The organism is Paenibacillus lactis, from assembly GCF_017873605.1.
Classification (GTDB): Bacteria; Bacillota; Bacilli; order Paenibacillales; family Paenibacillaceae; genus Paenibacillus_AQ; species Paenibacillus_AQ lactis.
Genome location: NZ_JAGGKI010000017.1, coordinates 95,483 through 114,148, shown reverse-complemented (window position 1 = coordinate 114,148; position 18,666 = coordinate 95,483). Strand labels below are relative to the sequence as shown.

Sequence of the window (18,666 nt, the reverse complement as noted above, 5' to 3'; positions counted from 1 at the left end):
ACTTCGATGGGCGCGGTATATTCGGCACTGCTACTAGTAGGCGTGCTGCCGTCCGTCGTGTAGTAAATCATTGCTCCTTCCGTTGTCGTGCTCAACGTCACCGTTGTACCAGCCAAGACTGCACCGCCCGCGGGACTGGCGACTGGCTTCGATACTTGCTCTGGCTCCGCTTCTAGTGAGAGCGTGATCGTATACGTTTTACTTTTTTGCAAATAAGGGACGACTTCCACGGTAACGACCGTTTGCTCATCGGTTACTGGTATATTGACTCCTTCGACCTGATCGGATTGTCGCTCACCATTCACATACACAGCTGCAAATTCCGCATTTTCCAGTGCCGCGAGCACGTTCACCAACGTAACATGATTGTCAATTAATACCGTGTATTCCTGTTGTACAGTATCAAACAAGAGTTCCAATTCCCGACCGCTTTGATCTCTTAGCTCAATCGTTTCGAGATCGCTTGTTGGAATGATGAGTTGATCCTCGACATTATAGCCCCAACCGACAATCGCTCCGTCAGCTTGCAAGGCTAACGTGAGATGTGTACCTGCCGAAATCGCTACAACTTCACGCAAATTAGAAGGAACTTCGAGTTGGTTAAATGTGTTATCTCCCCAGGCAACCACCGTGCCGTCCGATCTTAAAGCAACGGAATGATGGCGACCTGCACTGATGGCCACAACATCCTGCAGGTTTTCGGGCACTTCTAACTGTTTATACGTATTATCTCCCCAAGCGATCACCGTACCATCCGTTTTAAGCGCCAAGGAATGGTAATGTCCTGCGCTAATCGCTTTTACATCATGCAGACCACCTGGCATATCCAGCTGGTTCCATTGATTCGCTCCCCAAATCACTACTGTACCGTCAACCTTCAGAGCAAGGGAGTGAAACAATCCTGCACTAACGGCAATCACCTGATCCAAATCATCAGGCACATCGAGCCGCTTATCATTCTCCCCCCCTTCAATTCTACCCCAGGCAACGACTGTGCCATCGGCTTGCAACGCCAAAGCGTGATAGCTGCCTACGCTGATTGCCACTGTCTGTCCTTGCACTTCAGGCGGAATCGCCGCATAATGAGAACCGTCCCCCAGATCACAATCGTGCCATCGGCTTTTAATGCCAGGGAAAAATAATCCCCTGCATCCATTGCTTGCACATCTTGCAAATCGGCAGGAATCGCAAGGCGATTGTACTGATTGCTTCCCCAGCCGAGTACTTGGCCATCGGAGGTTAACGCAAGCGAATGGTTTCTCCCGGCAGCCAATTGTTTGGCTTTCACACGTTCATGGACATGTTCCGGCACGTCAGTCTGACCTTGACCATTATCTCCCCAGGCAATGATCGTCCCATCCGCTTTCAAGGCAAGCGAATGTCCGTATCCCGCTGCAATCGCGATCACACCGCTTTTCGCTGCTTCGGGTACAACCGTTTGTCCGTAGTCGTAGTCATCCCACGAACCGTCTGAAATGCCCCAGGCAATGACAGAGCCGTCAGATTTCAAGGCCAGAGAATGTACATACCCTGCCGCAATGGCGATAACGCCGCTTTCCGCTTCTTCCGGCACAGAAGATTGTCCGTAATCGTCGCTCCCCCAAGCAACCACCTTGCCCGAAGCAGTTAACGCCAAAGAATGACGCAATCCTGCACTAATGGCTACTACCTGGCCCTGCACCTCGTCAGGCACATCGAGTTTTCCTTCGCGCCCATCTCCCCATGCAATCACTTCTCCGGCAGCCGTTAACGCTAAAGAATGCCAATACCCCGCCGCAATGGCTACAACGCCGCTCTCCGCTTCTTCCGGCACATCCGATTGACCGTTAGAATTGGAGCCCCAGGCAATGACTTTCCCTGAGGACGTGAGGGCTAACGAATAGAAGGCAGTAGGACCCGCTGCAATCGCTATAATATCGCTTTTCGCTTCCGCCGGTACATTGGCTTCGCCGAATCTTCCCCCACCCCAGGCGATGACCTCGCCGCCGGATGTGAGAGCGAGAGAGTGGTCTTGTCCTGCGGAAACCGAGACAATACTGGACTGTGCTTCAACAGGCACCGTAGTTCGGCCACCTTGATTCGATCCCCAAGCTAACACTTCGCCATCCGCAGTTAAGGCTAAGGAATGGTAACGCCCTCCTGCAATCTGCTGGACCCCGCCCCAACGATCACTCAAGGCTGGATGAAAACTCCCTTGAGCAGACACGTTGTCATAGGGTACCGTGATCAGAAACGACTGGATGAACAGCAAAGCGATGCACAACCTCACCAAGCCGTTCCCCATATTGCTTTTATATGATTGTTTCATGCTTTTCCCCCATGGATTCATCTCTTACAAATCCTCCTTCAAGTTAATCTCTGCATAGCTTCACCCCATCTATTGTATATTCTTCCAATCCCATTGTGATCAACCCTGCCCGGCACAAAAGATCAAAAAGGTTGAGCAGGGTGGTTGAGATAATTTGTACAAAATAAAAAGAACGGGTCAGAACAATTGTAGTGTTCTGGCACGTTCCAACGCTTGTAAGCGATTTTTGGATTGCAATTTGCAGTAGATATTGTTAATATGTGTTTTTACGGTTGCCAGGGAAACATTCAATTTAAGCGCGATTTCTTTATTAGACATTCCCGTTTCCATCAACCGAAGCACGCTTTGTTCTCTGGCTGTAAGAGCAGCCAACGTTCTATCATGGGGAGTACCGGCTTCCCTTTCGGCTAGCGGAATCAGTCTCCGCAGCCGTTTCACATAGGATAAAGGCACCTTATGGCTGGGGCGGCGAAGCTGATTTTGGCGCAATCGGATATATTGATCCAACAATTGCCCAAGTGATGCTCCTTCGTCGACAAAGGTCCGGATATACCCTTCCGGCCGCGCCAATGCCAGCGCTTCTTCCAGTACGTCCATGGAGTCCGAAATCTTTCCTTGTAAGGATAGGATCATACTCTTGTGAACGAGCAGACGAATTCGGTCGCTTTGCCGTCCTTCTTCTATTGACAGCTGGAGTAGACGCTCCGTCAATGCTGCGGCTTCTTCCATTTTTCCTTGCTCCGCCAATATAGAGGCCAGTAAATCGTATTCCTTGATCATGGATACCGGAATTTCATCACGGAATCGCAAGCGGCTCTTTCTCAGCCATTGTCTCACCGGTTTCTCTTCTCTATGCATCCTGCCCAGCATGGCGCGAAACGAGGCGATTTTCCCGGACAAACGCGAATTCGCCGTCTTGGACGTGAGTTGGGTTAGCTCGCGTAATATGTGCTTTGACGTCGCCTCGTCTCCTTGTACGGTGGCAATGCGGGCAAGCCAGAGCGCTGCGATGGTCGCCAAGCTTCGATGATCATGCAATCTTCCAATATCATAGGCTTGGCGCATCAGCTTTTCCGCTTCGACCAAGCGATTTCGTTCGTACTGCATTTTGCCTAAGTCGATATAAAGATGAGCAACAAAATAGACATTTCGGGTTTCAGACCAAATCGACAGCAAGGACGTTAACACCTGCTCCGCCAATCGAAGGCTGTCATCCGACACGTAGATATCCCACACCGGATGATAGCCATCCACGTCGCTCCCAAACTCAATGAAGAAATCGCCTTCCGGATGCTTCTCGACATATTCATGTGAAAATTGAACGGCATATTCAAAATCACGATCCAAAAACGTGCGAAATGCAGCCAGAAAAGCGAGTCCGGCTTGCAATGTTTCGGCTTCTTCAGGAGGAAGGGGATCTGTGTCCTCTTCTAGCCTGCGAACCGCTTGCCAATACCCGTCAGTGGCCGCTTCGACATGCCCGGACAAGTACTGGGAAGCGAGTTTTGTCAACAGCATCATCGGTCTGGCAAATAACAGCGTGTCGGGAATTGCGTTTAACCACTTGCAAAGCGTCGTCCATTCATTGGTCATCAGCTCCGGTGTCATCACCTCTATCAATGATAGCGCATGTTCATAATCGGCAGCCGCAAGGTAATGATCTACCGCTTCATGCGGATAACCGTTCTCTTCCAACCATTTTCCCGCTGTCATGTGAAGTGTTTGCCATTGCCGCGGCTCGCGCATTTTCAACTGCGCCGTCAAAAATTGCCGGAATAAATGATGATACCTGTACCACTCCCGCCACTCGTCCAAAGCTACAAGAAACAAGCTTTCCTTGTCTAATTGTTGCAGATACGCATGACTTTCGGCTATACCGGTTACCGCTTGACAAAGTTCGCCCTTCATCCGGTCCAAAATGGAAGTATAGAGTAAAAATTGCTGCATCGTTGCGGATTGTCGGGCTAACACCTCATCAAAGAAGTAATCCGATATATCACGTTCCGTCCCCGCCATCTTCCGGATTAGAGATACGGGATCGGTATGTTCGTGCATTGACAAGACCGCCAGTCGCATCGCCACTGCCCAACCCTCTGTCTTTTTTTGTACGGTCGCCACATCTTCATTGGATAATTGTATACCACCGCACTTCGCAAAAAATTCAGTCGTTTCGTCCGGCACAAACCGGAGATCGCTCGCCTCCAACGAGATCAGCCTATTTTCTGCTCGTAGTCTGGAAAGAGGAAGCGCTGGAGAATTTCGGCTTGCAAGATAGAGATGGACATGTAGTGGTAAACGTTCCAGCAGATAAGTGACGCCCTGCAAGATGGACGTTTCTTCGATATGATGAAAGTCATCCCATACGAGCACCATCGTGTGTGAAATGCGATGTAGCCCGTTGATGAGCGCAGCAATCAGTGACACACCCGATGGATCTTCTGCGGCATGACGAAGGACGTCCTGTTGGTCAAAAGACGGATAAGCTTGTTTTAACGCTGCAATGGTATGTGCCCAGAAGCGCGTGCGATCATTATCCCCTTGATCAAGCGAGACCCAGGCGACGGGATTTTCCAGCGTCATCACCCATTCGCCGAGCAATGTCGTTTTGCCATACCCGGCTGGAGCTGAGATCAAAGTAAGCGTGCGATCTAACCCTTCATGCAAACGCCGGGTGAGACGGGAACGCACAACAAGCGAGCTTCGCGATCGAGGAATATGCAGTTTCGTGGCTATGATCATGGCTTGCCCCCCTCCCTTATTTGGCAACCGTCATGAGATATGAACATTTTTTCTATTATTTTACCAAAAAACTTTTATTTAGGTAGGGCCTTATCGGAGCATGTCAAATCACTTCGATCGACAATGCTGGGGGTACTATTAACTTGAAATAGAATGGAGTACATCTTTCCGCTAGTCGATGACAGGAAGGCGGACGATAAAGCCTTTCATCGTTTGCTCACGACTGTATTCAATCGTTCCCTCATGCTTTTTAATAATGGATAACGCTATGGATAGACCTAGCCCTGTGCCTGCCTTGTTCTTCGTTCTACCTTCCGAAGTTCTGTAAAACGGTTCAAAGATAAACGGAATGTGTTTTTCATCAATACCATCTCCGGTGTCCATAATTGAAACGAAACACTCGCCTTCTTGACTTGTGCATGTGATGATCACTTTTCCTTGTGGCTTGTTGTACATAATAGCGTTCTCGACCAGATTGCTAATGGCTCTCTGGATTAAAATATCGTTCCCGTATATCTCAACATCAAGATGGATGTGGATTTCAATAGCAATTGTCTGTGTTGAAGCTAAATCGTTTAATTCACTTACTACTTTACGGATCAGCGAACCAACTTCAATCACATCCTTATCCGGATCATTATTTTTAGTAAGAACTAGCAGTTCATTGATCATATGATTCATTCGTTTTAACGTCTTTTCAAAAATGTCCGAGAGCTGCTGATAATCTTCCATAGTCGCGGATGGGTCACTCCTCAAGACGTCCAGATTCGTCTTCAAAATCGTCAAGGGAGTTCTAAATTCATGAGCGGCATTGGCCATAAAACGTTCTTGCTGTTGAAAAGCATGTTCTATTTTTTTCAGCATGGTATTGAACGATTCCGTTAATTCTTTCAATTCATCATTTGGCAGTTCCTTAACAGGAAGCTGCACAGACAAATCGTTGGCATTGATTTTCATCAGCCGTTCACTCAATAAACGCACTGGCCACAGACTTCTTTTGGAGAGATAAAACGCCCCGACCCCACCTAATATAATCATGATGATCAGACAGATCAGCGAAAAAAGGAGAACTTGTCCTTTAAATGCGATCAATTCAGATGAAAAGCTTACATCCGATATGAGCATTCCCTCTTCGTTTACCTGATTCACTTCAATGGTGGGTACGATCACTTCTTGGTCTTGTGGAAGCAGTATATCGTTAGGCTTCACATGGACGGCAGGAAGCATAATTTGCACGAAAATATTGAGCGAAACCATCAGAAACACACCTGTCAATATGATTAAACCCAGGTTCCACAACACGATTGTTCCTGCCAATGTAAGCCGCCTGCTTTTCGTCATTTTGGCAACTCCTCAATTTGTTTGTTCAGTTGATAGCCGTACCCTGGCACTGTATTCAAAAAGTTTGCATGGATGATGGATCTTATCTTACTACGCAAAGTCGTAATATGTACCCTGACGGAACTGGAAAAAGGGTCCGCATGCTGATCCCACACATGTTCAACCAATTGTTCAGAAGAGATAACTTGATCGGGATGAGATAAAAAATACTGTAATATGGCAAACTCCTTACGAGTGAGTGTCAACTGTTGCCCAGCGCAAGTTGCTGTCTTCGTAATCGGATTCAACTCGATAGGGCCATAAGTGAGCAACGGGCTTTCTCGTAAAAGATCACGTCTCAATAAGGCGCGTATTCTTGCTTTCAGTTCTTCAAAATCAAATGGTTTACCAAGATAATCGTCCGCTCCCAAATTCAATCCTTTCACACGAGAAGGCGTATCCGAAAGCGCCGTTAGAATCAGCACTCTGATTTGTTTGGACAGATGTCGTATGTGTTGCAGCACGTCTAATCCACTCCTATCTGGCAAGTTTAAATCCAAGATGATGATGTCGTAGGCATGGATTTCCGCCAGCTGACAGCCTTCTTCTCCATCAAATGCAATGTCTACCGCAAACCCTTCCATTTCCAATCCTTTTTCGATCGCATTGGCCAAATCTTGTTCATCTTCGATCACCAACATCCGCATCTTTAGCTCACCTCTCAATAAAACGTCGTAGTCGGGGAATGGTTTATGTTTAGATCGTGATATTTCCAGTGACTGTCACTTGATGGGTATCCGTATTGTAAATCCCCACTCGATAGTTGTCAGCGACATTCACTACAAAAGTTCGACTATCGGCACCGCCTGTAAAGTTCACATAAAAAAAGGTATTGTCCGAGTCGATTAAACCAACTCGAAGTGTAGCGTCCCGAGGCAGCCATGTCAACGATATGGTAACCTCTTCGTTCCGAGTCAAATACCACGGGTTTCCAGACCCATCACTTATTGTGGCAAGTGATGATCCCGGCAAGTTGAAATTAACCGGATAAGCAGCCTGTACACCAACATCGTCAGAATCCCCAAGATTCAATTCAATGATGTTTTCCTCTGATAGTTGAATTTTGTGTACCGGCTGCCCGTCCACAGTGACATCGCTCGAAGTTGGGTTAGCGTCATTCACTTGAGGAGTTGCCCGTTGAATTACTGTAACCGCTCCGGAAGACTGGCCCGAAATATCCTCTGACTTCGAAACAACATCACTCATTTGAATCGTTACTGCAGGCGCATCATTTGCCAAGGCAAATGCGGTCATGGGCAACACAGCCAGCAACAAAACAGCCGTAATTAAAAAACGTTTCATTTTCACTTTTTTCACCTCATTTTGTCTTTTCCCCGACTACTTAAAAACAGTCTATCCCATCGATCGTTAAATTTTTGTTAAGTAATTCTGTATTTCAGAAAAAGAGGAAGTCAGCTGAGGAACTTCTGGGGCGAGAACGATGCTTACGGTTATCGAGGCAGTCACGAGCCCCATCGAACATGATACTGTCCACCCAAACCTGCCAGTTAAAATCGGTAGCTTTTCCGATGACAATCGGCAGTCAATCCGTTAAATCCACGACGATCTGACAGAGCCACCGCCGTAGATGGCGGGGAAGCAGATAGAGAAGAGTCAGTACATGATCGCAAGGCCCAAATAAAATTCGCGCGAGTGTGCGCCCATGTTGAGGGATACGATCAAATTCGCCTTGCCGGTAATATCCATGAATCCGATAGTTAACGCCGGAGCGCCTGCGCGGGCGTTAGACCGACGGAAACAGCCGCCTTGGGTTGTCCACGCGCACACCTTCCTGTCTTCAAATCGGCCCCGTACCACGACCCCATTTTCGTTCTCGACGGACTAGGGGAGTTCGTTTACAAACAGAATAGTCACGCGATCCGCAAAGCCGAATTGTTCTGCCTGTTTTTGCAGACGGTGCACAAATATGAGGTCAAATGGCGACCCTCTTTTTTTCTAATCGATAATCTATAAATCATGAATAAGAGAGTCGTATTTACGTTAGATCATCCAACTTTGGCGAATGCTGCGAGCGAATCTATAATAGCCTGCTTCTTCCTTCATGCCAGCAAGTACGGGAAGTATGTTCAAGAATACTGCAGCAGTTGAGGTCATGTACTAGATATCCTCATTGATCGAATAACTTAGTAATGTCGTAACCGAATCTTGATTTCACCACACGATAATTTGCAACAGCATAACTGCCAATGGAATAAGAATCCACCCAATAGGAAATAATGATAATGATGAGATGTGAGAATCTGGAGGTTCGTCGATGGCAAGAAAAAAGCAAAATCAATCGATCAAGAATGATTTTTTCGGAGACATTCAATCAGCCCTCGGGTTCCCTCCAGACTTGGTCTGCCGATCCTTGTTTGCCCAAGGGGAACAAACCATGCAGTGCCTGTATCTGGAATCGATGGTCGATAAAAAAACGATTGACGAATACATTTTGAAATCGTTCACGGAAAATACGTTTTCCGAAGGGGAAGCGCCTCTTTCCGCCGAAAGCGGTTTTTTGCGCGAATTTTCCTTTTCCGATCCATATGAACAGTTGCGGGAACATGCCGTAAAAGCTCTCCTTACAGGCCATTGCGCACTAACCGATTTTGCAAGGGAGCGCGTTTGTCTTATCAATGTGACCGAATCCAAACAACGCTCCATTGAAGAACCGAAGTCGGAATCGACCATTCGCGGGCCGCACGAAGGCTTTACGGAAAGCATTCTGACCAATGTGGGGCTTGTCCGCAAAAGAATCCGCAACCCATTCCTCCGGTTTGATAAAATGAACATCGGCAATCAAACCGGGACGACTTTGCTTATGGTGTACATGGAGAACCTCGCCCCGGAATCGCTGGTCCGGGAAGTGCGCGGCAGATTGTCAGCCATCCGGACGGACAGTGTGCTGGAAAGCGCTTATGTGGAGGAATTCATCCAGGACCGGATTTGGTCTCCTTTTCCGACGCTTACCAACACCGAGCGCCCAGATATGGTAGCTGCCCAGTTGCTGGATGGTAAAGTGGCCGTAATGGTGGACGGAACGCCCAACGTCCTGCTTGCCCCCATGACGTTTTTCGAGTTTTTCAGTTCTCCTGAAGATTATTATCAGCGGGCGGACATCGCCACGTTTATTCGCTGGATTCGGTTGATTTCCTTTTTTACGGCCGTGTTCGTCCCTTCCTTGTATGTCGCGGCCACGACGTTCCACCAGGAACTGATCCCGACCCAACTCCTGATCAGTTTGTCCGCCCAGCGGGAAGGGGTTCCCTTCCCCGCCATCTTCGAAGTGTTGTTAATGGAAGTCGTGTTTGAAATTATCCGGGAAGCGGGGCTGCGTATGCCGCGAGCGGTCGGACAGGCGCTTTCGATCGTGGGGGCGATTGTACTGGGGCAGGCGGCGGTGGAAGCCGGTCTCATTTCCGTCGCGATTGTCATTGTTGTAGCCATAACCGGCATCACCAATTTTGTCGTTCCGGTTTACAGCTTTGGCATGTCACAACGCCTGCTTCGTTTTTCGTTCGTGCTGTTGGCCGGCTTTATGGGCCTTTTCGGCATTTTATGCGGTGCCCTGTTTCTGGTTGCCCATCTGGTGTCGCTTAAGTCCTTTGGCGTTCCTTACTTCACTCCCGCTTCCCCGTACATAGGAACCGATTGGAAAGATGTGTTGGTGCGGCTGCCCCGGCCCTGGCTGAATCCGAACGGTCTGCCCGGATATATTCGGAATATGAAGAGAAAAAGTAATCTGGAGGATCAAACATGACCAACCGGTATGCAGCGGGTCTGTTCATCCTGATGATGTTTACCGCCCTGCTTACGGCTTGCTGGGACAGAACGGAAATGAACGAACTGGCGCTGGTCAGTATGATGGGGGTGGACAGAGATCCTGAGAGTGGAAAAATAACCGTATATTACCAGATCATCAACCCGCTCAGCGGCACTTCCGCCAAAGGTACGTCGGGAGGCGAACAAGCCCCTGTATACACTTACGAAATCAGTGGATCCTCTTTTGGAGAAATCAAATCTACGATTTACAAAATGTTGCCGCGCAAGTTATTTATGGCCCACTGCAAGGTGCTGCTCGTTTCTCGACGGGTGGCCAAACAAAACATACGCGATATTGTCAACTTTATCGAAATGCAACCTAATGGCCGTTCGTCGGTCCCGATGCTGATTGTCGACGGATCGATATCTCAGGTCATGAGAACATTAACTCCCCTGGAGCGGGTGCCGTCTGACACGATCGATTCCAGGCTCGACCTGCTGATCCGGAATTCGCTCCTAGTGGGAAAACAGATCAAGGTCAGTGATGTCATTGAACGGATGGAAAAGTCAGATACGATCGTATTACCGTTGATCACCGGAATGACAGAGGCACCTTCTTCCAACAGCGGGGAAAGGTCGGCGGATATCGACGCCAATCAAAACAACTTTATCATCCGAGGCGGGGCGGTTTTCCGTGATTATCGCATGGCGGGCAAACTGAATGATACGCAGCTGGTCTGGTACCATTTGCTAAATGGCGATCGAGGTCGCCACGTGCGACAGTTTCAGGTGGAAGGAAAACAGGTATCCGTGGAATTGAGACTGGTTCGCATAAAACGTGAGGTCTTCTGGAAATCCGACCAACCTGTCGTTCGGATCCGCATGGACCTCGAACTTTCCACTGCCTATACAATCGAGTCCGTCCCGAAGTCTCGGAACGAGGTGGAGAGACTTGAAAACAGACTGAATCAGATCATAGCAGACGAGTCGCTTGCTTTCTATCAAATGATAAGGGAGCGTGGCTGGGATCTGTTAAGCATCAACGACTTGTTGCGCAAACAAACGCCAAATCATCCGGATATCGACCAAGCGGCGAAAAATGTACAAATTGAGATTCGTGCAAATACCCGGCTGCTCCGAACGGGAAGCATGAGTCAACCTTATGGAGGAACAGGATGAAGCCAATGATTTCCCGATTCCAGTTTTATCTGCTGACAATCAATTATATCCTCGGAACCACCCTTTTCGTGCTGATCGGGCGGCTAGTCGTACAGGCGGGACAGGATGCCTGGCTCATGCCCTTGTGGGCAGGAAGTTTTGGCATACTCGTCGGTCTGTTCTGGACTTTTCTTTTCCGATACTACCCGGGCAAAAGTCTGGTGCAAATCCCGCTGGAAGCTTGGGGACGTTCTCTGGGAACGCTTGTCTCCGTCTTGTATTTTCTTTATTTCTGTATTTTGGCTGGATGGGCTCTTCGAAATTTAAGCGATTTTTTAAATGGAACCATCATGCCGGAGACGCCGAAAACCGTTTTTCACGTCATGTTTTTGCTTGTCGCCTTTTACACGGTCGCTCAGGGGACGGAAGCCATCGGACGATTAAATCAAATCATCACTCCGTTTTTGTTCTTCCCGTTCTGGTTTGTTCTGTTGCTGGCAATGGTGAACTGGGATTGGGGAAGACTTCAGCCAGCTTTCCATTCCGGCCTGGGTGCCATTTTGCAATACCATTCCTTTTTGGGCTTTCCCTATATGGAAGCCATAGCGCTCACGATGCTTTTTCCGCTGGTCAAACAGGGGGCAACACGCCCCTTTTTGCTTGGGTTGATGACCGCTTCCCTTTCTCTTAGCATGACCTTGTTTATGATTATCGGTTTATTAGGAGTGGAGAGGGCGTCACAACTTACCTTTCCAGTGTATACGACCGTGCAGGAAATTTCCATCGGAGAGGTGATCGTCAACATCCATTCCATTATCTCCGTTATTTTACTGATTCTGATTTTTATCAAGCTGTTGGTACTCGTTTACGGAGCTTCCGAAACGCTGCGTCAAGTATTTCGTCCAAAAACCCGGTGGCCTCATTTTCTGGGTTTGACGATTTTGTTGTCGGCGACCGCCTTGTCCATCTATGAAAACCCGATCCAAAACGAGGAATGGGATGAAAAATATACATTCATATATGACAGTTTCTTTGTTCTACTGATCCCCTTTTTGTTGCTAGTGACAACATGGGTCAAACGCACGTTCGAGAAGCGAAAAGGAGGATGAATTGAACATGTTGATGCTTCACATCCTGCTGGCGCCTTTGATAGGTTTACCGATGTTGGGATTGCTTCGAAAGAGACTTTATCGGGATGCAGCAGTTTTTGGGGCTGTATCTGTTATTGGATACGGATTATGGATTTGTATCGTGAATCATCGTCCTTTTATCATTACGATTTTTATTGAAAGAATGATTGAAATGTTAAAATCCATTTCAACGACGATGATATAAACGTAGAATGAATGAATTGTTTTGCGGGTTCTTCCCAGTTTAGTACCACTATGATCCGCCAATCCTTGTGACAGAACCTTAACAGGAGATATGAAGGATGACTGAAAACGAATGATTACTAGCGGCAAAATTAATGCTTATAATAAACCGTTCCTTCATACCAGCCTTGTAGCCAGATTCTAGGGTACTGATTTTGAACGGGTTGATCTCGTGCGGAATAACCATTTCATAGATTTCCCTATCAAATAATACTTCTGTCGGAGGAAAGCAAGAAGTGAAGTCACTATAATCATAATTAAATAACCAAGCATTAAACTATTTTCAAAATCTTGGTGCATTGAAAAATAAACAAAACAGACTATTAGAATACCAATTACCGTTTTTTTTATATCAGTATCTCCTCGTATAATATGTTTATAAAAAATAAATATATGTGGTAAACTTGGGCATCAGAAGATTATCATAGGTTAAATTTATCGGAGACCAAGCAATGATCAAATATCAGGGGGAGGTCGTCGGAAACGACGGCCTTTTTACTTGGTTCAAGGGTTATGCGGCAAACTGGTCTCGTAGTAGATATGCGGCATGATAGGATACCTAACTAGAGACTGCAATTTTGCATGCTTCTTGAGACAAAAAGGACGCGTAAGCTTATGCTCTTTCATTTTACTGGTGATTCCGGATACTTTACCTTAGGTTTAGGTCCTTTAGCAAACCCGGATATACTCCTTTCAATTTTCTTCTTCCCTTAATAACACAGCTCAAAACTTCTTTTCATCGGGCATTTTTTCTTGTTATTTCGCCCCCCTTCCCTCCCTCTTTTTATTTCATAGCTTTCAGAAAAGTTGCTAAAGCAATATCATGTTTGTCTATTATTAAAAACGTTTGAAATCATGATATGCTGTTCGCCGCCTGATTATTTGGCGGAAAAAAACCATGGATTCGCCATTCGGTTTGGCGGAGCCAAACCGAATAAACAGCCGACAATAGCCTAATCCCTTCTGTACATTGACGGGGGATTAGGCTATTGTCGATTAAATAGGAAAATGCTCCCGAACCTTTGGAGAGGATCCCCGGGAGCATTCACTTCATCATGTCAAAAGTACTTTATTTCGGCCTTTCTTGCAAGGCTTATTTACGCACTTTCGAGAATCAATCTCCTGACGTCCAAATCTGCTGTGACGATTGCGGCCGGCTTCTCCATAAACACGGTCGTTATTGGCGAGGCGTTGTGACGAAACACGAAGTCATCCTGATCCCCATCTACCGCTGGTACTGTCCTGCTTGTAATAAGACGATTTCCCTTCTTCCGGAATTTCTGATTCCATGGGCCCGGTATGCGACTTGGGTGCGAGAAGCGGCATTGAAGCGCAAGCGCAAGGGATTCTCTTGGCGGCAGATCGCAGAAAGCACGACAACATCTAGCGTACGTTACAGCTTCCGTACGTTGAAACGCTGGTGGGCAAGGCATTTGCACCGCGCAGCAAATGCGGCACTTTGGGTTGCCGGGCAATTCATTGCCGGGGGAGTAGACGAAGATATGCTCCGCCTTTACCCCACCATGATGAATCCAACGCCAATGGACACACTGGATTGGCTGAACAAACTGTTATCCCGATTCATCCCCGCTGGCGCATCTAGACGGGGCTATTGGACTTTTCTAAATGCAGGGTTACCTGCATGCAGCATCACGCTTATAAATTCCTTCAGCATCCGCCGCCAAGGAGCACGGCAAGCGAAAGTCGCCTCCAAAATCGCTTTAAAAATCGCCTGGACGGCAAGTTGCCCTCCCGATCCCACAAAATATGCGCCCTCCCTGGTTTCTAGCGTCTATGGGATACTCTCATAGACCACAGGGAGAGGAGATTTTGCATGGATGAGCAAGCAAGGCAGCAAGAGGCTAACTTCCGTTACGGCTTGATTGCGCCCCTGGTTAGCCGCAAATTGGATCCCGGAGAGCAAATGGCACTCATGCGCGAAATTGTAAGCCACGAGTATGAAACACCGTCGGGAAATGCCGATAACCTTATGCTGCAAGATCATCAGCATTTCTTATTTTCTTTATTGAGTAAACTCCATGTGCGTATAATAAACGCTTGTAATAGGAAAACAGACTTCTAAATCTGAATTCAAATCGCTATAAACGAAAAAAGACCGTACAACAGTCTATTTACAATTTTTATTCATGAAATAATGCGTACTAAGATCAGTTCTCTAGCTCGCGTACTGTTTCTTTTACCTAGATGCTAACCCGGTGGAAGCAAAGTTTCCAGGGCAAAAATCTACGCGGATTAGCGGTCAGACTTGCTGACGGCTATAAAAGTTTAATACCTGATTGCAGGTCCTTATATCCAGTTGAGTTATTTAACCCCTTTTTCTATGAAAGTCAAGTAATCGCACTCTATGTGATGTGTTCAGCATCCAGCACCATTATCTAAGATTTTGAGCCCTTTTCACGTATTCATAGAGTTGTTACTTTCGAAATTCAGGTTTAGCTATTTTCCTGGCTAATATTCTAAACCCACTATAAACAAAATATCCAATTAAACAACCTGTCATATTCAAAATGATATCATCAACATCAAAATAACCTAACATTGTGACAAATTGGAAACTCTCGATCCCAATTATACTGATTAAACAAATCAACAAAGTCTTAGAAAGTTTCCTGTACTTTGTAAAAATAGTAGGGATTAAGAATCCTAATGGACAGAACGTAACAATATTACCCAAAATATTTATGAAGGCAAATGGAGTCGTTTTAAAACGGAAATAACTTGAGATACTTCGAAAAGGATCTACATTGTAGTTCCAGATCCCGATACTCCTATTTTCAAGTATGGATTGTATTCTATCAATAAAACCAATAGGTTTTACTACAATGATCGCCACGCGGCGGGGCTTTTTCCAGGATGTCGCTTTGTAAATGAGCGTTATCCCTTCGATAATCCAGTCTTCATCGACAAATCGTTTCCAGTACCGGCAGGCTGCACCTGCGCCGCAAGGCGCTGCGTCCTTTTCAGCTTGCCGACGTAGCCGATGTTCTTGCCTTCCCACAGGCTATAGAACTCCTCGCCGCCGAAGCCCTTGTCGAATCGGGCATATTTCACCGAACGTCCGCCAAGGAGCTCGAACGTGTTGTCTAAGAATGAAGCAGCATCCGTAGAGGCATGCGTGTTCCCAGATCGGAGGAAGTCATTCAGGCACAGGCGAGACTGCCCCTCAAATGTCAGTAGCGGGTGGTAGCTTTTGCGGCCGGGCTTGTGCGGGTTCTTTCCTTTCTCTGCGCCGACTTGATCGCCGTATACGGTTTCCGCCGTCGAATCCAGATCAAGGACAAGTTTAGACGGCAGGCAGGGCCGAATGACGGTCTGATTGAGCGTTCGCAGTTCGAACCGCAAGTTAGGACAAGATGTTCTCAATCGAATCAGTTCTTTGTACAGCAAGGTATGGTGTGGGCATCGCCCGCCAAGAAATCGCTTCAGAAGCTAGTCGCGCTATAGTTTGCGAAAATGAAAGAGCCGCTCGCAGCCGAGCATCCAACCCACGATGAGATAAAGCAGAATGCGGTAAATCGGAAAGAGAGAATTTCGTCCTTTGCCGCAAGAGATGTCACGTAACGCTTCGGAGAGCTTTATTTTCTCAAGGTATTCCAGAAAGATTTTGATGCCTCCGAAGCTGGTGGCATTCTCCAAGGAAAATTCAGTCTTGATCTTGCTGACGGGTGTGGTAGACTTCACCTAAAAGGTGCTCCTCTCTTTGGGTGATGTGTTTCAGTCAAACACCATTCTACCAAAGATTTGGATCCCTTTTCACGTTTCCACGGAGCTGTACGTTCGAAATTCAGGATTACTTTTCGTTTCTAATTAGTTACCCCTGAAAAATTCGAATTTAGAGTTCGCTCTACTCTCCTTGAAATTTTCAGGTGGACATATTTCCTTTGTATTCCATTTCTTTGCCTTATTTGATCATCTGAGCGGCTTTTCTGAGGTTATGAACCCAAATTCCCAAGCCGATCCAGGTTTTTGAGCCAACAAAGCCCCTGTACCGGCTGCGGTTTAAACCGTACCTGCGTTTCAGTAAAATGATTTTGGCTTCACCTGCAGCGCGGAAGCGTTGCAAATCTTTATACCATAACTGTTTCTCAAGTTCCGCACGTTTCTTGCTCTTCTTCCCTCAGAATGGGGTGCTGATTCGTGTTACACCCAGTTCTGCAAGGGTCGATTCATTTTTCTTGCTGCCGAAGCCGCGGTCGGTTGCCACAGCACGGGGCACCGAGCCAAATCGTTCTTTATGTTGTACCACGGCGGGAACGAGCATTTCGTCGTCCGAGGGGTTACCTTTGTATAACTCATAGCCGGTTACAAACCCATTTTCGGTTTCATCGATTCGCGCTTTGTATCCGAATTCCGCGCTCTTGGATAGCTTCCCTTTTTTGATCGGGCGTGCTTCAGGATCAAAGAAGCTGACGATCCGATCTGGAATAATGCGGTTTCCGGATACCACTTGCTTGGCCTGATCGACGAGCTTTTGGGTCAAGGTAATAGCTTCACCTAACTTCTCTTTCATCGCCTTGACGGACGCCTTACCTTTATCCTTTGTAAGATTCATAACAGCTGTTGATTTCTGACATACGTCTTCCGTCATCGCAACGACTTGCTCCGTTATGGCATTGAGCTCGTCCCATGACTGTTGCGTGCGCCGGCGCAGCAACTTGGCGATCGAAAGGATGTGTTGCTTCACTTCACTGTTTTTATCCTCGAAGTTCCGGGTCGCTTCGGACGCCACTTTCCGGATCTTGCCTACCAGGCGAGTGATGACCTTTACGCCATCCTGCAGCAAGGTCGCATCGGTCGGATGATGTACATCCGATTCGACTACGGTGGTATCCGTCCGCAGCTTCCGGTGTTTGAGCACCTTCGCTTCATCCAGTTTTTGAAGCAAAAGCTCATTGAGTTGTTCGACCCATTCTTCGCCATAGCGCTGGCGCGCTTTGATCAAGGTCGTCGGATCAGGCATCTTTTCGTCAATGGGTATGCGGCAAAATCGCCGCCACGTCAGACTGTCGCCTACTTCCTGCACGAGGGATTCGTAACCGAAATTGTAGCGGCGCTTCAGATACATGAGACGCAGGAAGGTTTCAATCGCTTTGGTCGGACGGCCCCTTCGGGTGTGATGCTTCTCTAGAAAAGGCTGCATGAAACGTTCATCATCCAGCAAGGCATCTATTTTAGCCAGTTCTTCAGGCAACGACCATACGCTCTCAGAGATGATGGAATCCCACAATGTGATTTGTTCTTCACGAAGTTTCAACATTTTTCTCACCTCAAAAGGATTTTGAGGGGCAATGAAGAATTCATAAGCATAGGAATTCGGCCCCCCTTTGGATGGTTATCTGGACAATAACTAATTCCATTTTGAGGCAGTGAATTCCTTTTATTTTTGATCAAAACCCTGATTTTTTCAGGGGTAACTAATTAACAGTGAGCAACATTCAACATGCCTAGTTCAGCGAAAAAAGGCGCTATCAACGGAATAATGTCCTGCTCAATTTTTTTCTGATTGGAAAGCAGAGATTGTACCAAGCGGGTCAGCCGCCGCCACATCTAGGTGCACTATTTGGAGGAAGTGGATCATTTGCGCCACACGGAAGGCAGTCGAGAAATTTATGCACAGCGAAAAGAAACGATTGAGCGTGTGTTTGCAGACATGAAAGAAAAGCATGGCATGCGATGGACGACCTTGAGAGGCTTGGAGAAGGTTACCATGCAGGCGATGCTTACGTTTGTAGCCATGAATCTGAAAAAACTGGCGACCTGGCTATGGAAGTCAGGTCGACCTTTCGATAATAACCCGAGGTTTAGCTCCACATTTATTTCATTCAACGACAAACTCCCGATGCGATGCATGTCGTTCGGGAGTTTGTCTTCAATCTGACACGCCAAGTAATGGCGTGCTTTTTTGTGTTTGGCGGATCGCTTGAA

The 18,666-nt window shown here is 47.1% G+C and carries 13 protein-coding genes and 3 pseudogenes; 7 read left to right on the top strand and 9 right to left on the bottom strand.

Annotated elements, in window-relative coordinates:
• The 6 genes from J2Z18_RS24325 to J2Z18_RS24300 all read right to left on the bottom strand — a co-directional run.
• Positions 1-1,046, bottom strand: a 1,046-nt coding sequence (locus J2Z18_RS24325) for a chitobiase/beta-hexosaminidase C-terminal domain-containing protein (RefSeq protein WP_210095489.1), incomplete at its 3' end; no start/stop codon positions are given.
• Positions 1,031-2,308 (bottom strand): RCC1 domain-containing protein, encoded by a 1,278-nt coding sequence (locus J2Z18_RS24320; protein WP_210095488.1) that lies wholly within the window; start codon positions 2,306-2,308, stop codon positions 1,031-1,033. The genes J2Z18_RS24320 and J2Z18_RS24325, both read right to left, overlap by 16 nt.
• 177 nt (positions 2,309-2,485) lie before the next feature.
• Positions 2,486-5,047, bottom strand: coding sequence for a winged helix-turn-helix domain-containing protein (locus J2Z18_RS24315; protein WP_210095487.1), 2,562 nt, complete (start codon positions 5,045-5,047; stop codon positions 2,486-2,488).
• Positions 5,048-5,218: 171 nt separating this feature from the next.
• Positions 5,219-6,388: a sensor histidine kinase gene (locus J2Z18_RS24310; RefSeq protein ID WP_210095486.1), complete on the bottom strand. Its 1,170-nt coding sequence runs from the start codon at positions 6,386-6,388 to the stop codon at positions 5,219-5,221.
• Positions 6,385-7,074 (bottom strand): response regulator transcription factor, encoded by a 690-nt coding sequence (locus tag J2Z18_RS24305; protein WP_210095485.1) that lies wholly within the window; start codon positions 7,072-7,074, stop codon positions 6,385-6,387. The genes J2Z18_RS24310 and J2Z18_RS24305 overlap by 4 nt, the downstream gene beginning before the upstream one ends.
• Positions 7,075-7,123: 49 nt before the next feature.
• Entirely contained in the window at positions 7,124-7,729 is a 606-nt protein-coding gene (locus J2Z18_RS24300) for a hypothetical protein (RefSeq protein WP_245256181.1), read from the bottom strand.
• Positions 7,730-8,702: 973 nt separating this feature from the next.
• Here J2Z18_RS24300 and J2Z18_RS24295 point away from each other — a divergent pair.
• The 6 genes from J2Z18_RS24295 (at position 8,703) to J2Z18_RS24270 (ending at position 14,803) form a co-directional block, all read left to right on the top strand.
• Entirely contained in the window at positions 8,703-10,187 is a 1,485-nt protein-coding gene (locus tag J2Z18_RS24295) for a spore germination protein (protein ID WP_210095484.1), read from the top strand.
• Entirely contained in the window at positions 10,184-11,368 is a 1,185-nt protein-coding gene (locus tag J2Z18_RS24290; protein WP_055109518.1) for a Ger(x)C family spore germination protein, read from the top strand. Before J2Z18_RS24295 ends, J2Z18_RS24290 begins: the two co-directional genes overlap by 4 nt.
• Positions 11,365-12,456, top strand: coding sequence for a GerAB/ArcD/ProY family transporter (locus tag J2Z18_RS24285; protein WP_055109516.1), 1,092 nt, complete (start codon positions 11,365-11,367; stop codon positions 12,454-12,456). Before J2Z18_RS24290 ends, J2Z18_RS24285 begins: the two co-directional genes overlap by 4 nt.
• A 7-nt stretch (positions 12,457-12,463) precedes the next feature.
• Positions 12,464-12,682, top strand: a complete 219-nt coding sequence (locus J2Z18_RS24280) for a hypothetical protein (protein WP_007130946.1) — start codon at positions 12,464-12,466, stop codon at positions 12,680-12,682.
• Between the two features lie 1,093 nt (positions 12,683-13,775).
• Entirely contained in the window at positions 13,776-14,531 is a 756-nt protein-coding gene (locus J2Z18_RS24275) for a DUF6431 domain-containing protein (protein ID WP_210095483.1), read from the top strand.
• A 23-nt stretch (positions 14,532-14,554) separates the two neighbouring features.
• A complete protein-coding gene (locus tag J2Z18_RS24270; protein ID WP_210095482.1) occupies positions 14,555-14,803 on the top strand; it encodes a hypothetical protein in 249 nt (82 codons plus the stop codon).
• Positions 14,804-15,154: 351 nt separating this feature from the next.
• On the opposite strand, the gene J2Z18_RS31070 is transcribed toward J2Z18_RS24270, so the two are convergent.
• The 3 genes and pseudogenes from J2Z18_RS31070 to J2Z18_RS24260 all read right to left on the bottom strand — a co-directional run bounded on the left by J2Z18_RS31070 (position 15,155) and on the right by J2Z18_RS24260 (position 17,998).
• Positions 15,155-15,574: a VanZ family protein gene (locus tag J2Z18_RS31070; RefSeq protein ID WP_356710800.1), complete on the bottom strand. Its 420-nt coding sequence runs from the start codon at positions 15,572-15,574 to the stop codon at positions 15,155-15,157.
• Positions 15,563-16,422: pseudogene (locus J2Z18_RS30945) on the bottom strand (transposase); the annotation flags it as partial. The pseudogene J2Z18_RS30945 and the gene J2Z18_RS31070, both read right to left, overlap by 12 nt.
• Before the next feature lie 220 nt (positions 16,423-16,642).
• Positions 16,643-17,998 (bottom strand): annotated as a pseudogene (locus J2Z18_RS24260) (ISNCY family transposase).
• A 300-nt stretch (positions 17,999-18,298) separates the two neighbouring features.
• On the opposite strand from J2Z18_RS24260, the pseudogene J2Z18_RS30630 reads away from it, so the two are divergent.
• A pseudogene (locus J2Z18_RS30630) lies at positions 18,299-18,619 on the top strand (transposase); the annotation flags it as partial.
• Positions 18,620-18,666: the final 47 nt, after the last annotated feature.